Annotated in this window: 1 protein-coding gene and 1 pseudogene; both read right to left on the reverse strand. The window is 68.7% G+C overall.

Annotation, left to right across the window (positions count from 1 at the left end):
• Positions 1–207, reverse strand: a pseudogene (locus tag AC5RTT_RS20485) (hypothetical protein); the annotation flags it as partial.
• A 95-nt stretch (positions 208–302) separates the two neighbouring features.
• Positions 303–1,637: DUF349 domain-containing protein (locus tag AC5RTT_RS20490; RefSeq protein ID WP_494146697.1), on the reverse strand; the 1,335-nt coding region annotated here is incomplete at its 5' end.

Here is a 1,637-nt window from a genome sequence, read left to right on the forward strand (position 1 = left end):
CGCCCGCAGCTGGGGCGAGCCCGGCACTTCCGGCAGCGTGTAGCCGTTGTGGTGGAGCCGGGCCAGCAGGCCGTCCGCTGCGAGGGACTGCAGTTCCGGGCCGGCGAATGGCATCCCCGGCGCATACAGTTCGGGAAAGCGGGGCGCCTGGCTCCCCAAGGGGTGGTCGAGGCCTGGGGAAGCAGGGAAAGCCGGTGGTGTCGCCATTCATCCATCCTGCCCCTTGGCGTTAACAGCCGCAGGCCCGGTTCCGGTTATGTGGATAACCGGAACCGGGCCTGCCCGTTACGGGTGGCGCGGGGTCAGGAAAGCTCGCTGGCCGAACGCTGGATCTGGTCGAGCCAGGCCTGGCGTGCCTCGAGGGCTTCGCGGGCCGCCTTGATCTTGCGCTCGTCGCCGCTCTTTTCGGCTGCGGCCAGGTCCTCCTGCAGGCCGGCGATGGCAGACTCAAGCTGGGACAGCGCGCTGTTGGTGCGTGCCTTCCGCTCGGGGTTGGACCGCTGCCACTGCTCTTCCTCGGCCTGGCGGACAGCGTCCTCCACCTTGCGGAGCCCGGCTTCGATCCGGCCCATGTCCGCGCGGGGAACCTTGCCCGCTTCCTCCCAGCGGTCGCGGATGGACTGCAGGGCCTTCTTGGCGGCACCGAGGTCCTTCACGGGAAGGATGCCGTTGGCTTCCTCCAGGAGGGCTTCCTTGACGGTGAGGTTGGAAGCGTACTCCTGGTCGATCTCGTCGTTGGCGGCCTGCCGGTTGGTGAAGAAGACATCCTGGGCAGCGCGGAACCGCGCCCACAGGGCGTCATCGTCCTTGCGGCTTGCCCGCGGGGAGGCCTTCCACTGGTCCATGAGGCGGCGGTATTCACCGGCGGCGAAGCCCCAGTCGGTGGACGCTGACAGCGCCTCCGCTTCGGCAATCAGCTTTTCCTTCGCGGCCTTGGCTGCGGAGTTGTTGCTGTCCAGCTGGGAGAAGTAGGCCCGGCGGTGGCGGTCGAAGACGGTGCGGGCTGCGCGGAACCTCTTCCACAGGGCGTCCTCATTGCTGCGGCCCAGGCGGACACCGCTCTTCTGCGCGGCCTTCCAGCTCTCGAACAGTTCGTTCATCCGTGCACTGGACGTCTTCCACTGCGTCTGGGCCGGGTCCTGGCCGGAAATCTGTTCCGCTTCGGCCACTATGGCCTCACGGGCAGCAAGTTCGGACGCGCGGACGGCCTCGTGCTCGGCCTTCTCCGCCTTTTCGAGCTCGGCGATCTGGGTGGAGAGGGTGTCCAGCCGCGCCTCGGCCGCACGGAGGTCGCCCACCATGTTCCGCTCGGCGAGCTGCTCCCGCAGGTGCGTCACCGTCTTCTGCATGTCGGTGCTGGGGGCCTTCGAGCTGACGCGCTGTTCAAGCAGGACAATCTGGGCCACGACGTCGTCGTACTTCCGCGCGAAGTAAGCCAGCGCCTCGTCATCGCTGACGCCCGGGTACTGGCCCACGGGGTGCTCGGCGCCGTCGATGGTGAGGAAGACATGGCCGTCGCCTTCCACCCGGCCCCACTTCGAAGCTTCAGCCAGGGACGTGGCGGGCGGAGCCGGGACCGCCGCAGCGGCAGGGGCGGCTGCCGCCGGCTTGGGGCGGGATGCGAAAGCCGCGGGGGA

This window comes from Arthrobacter sp. Y3221157 (assembly GCF_059089865.1).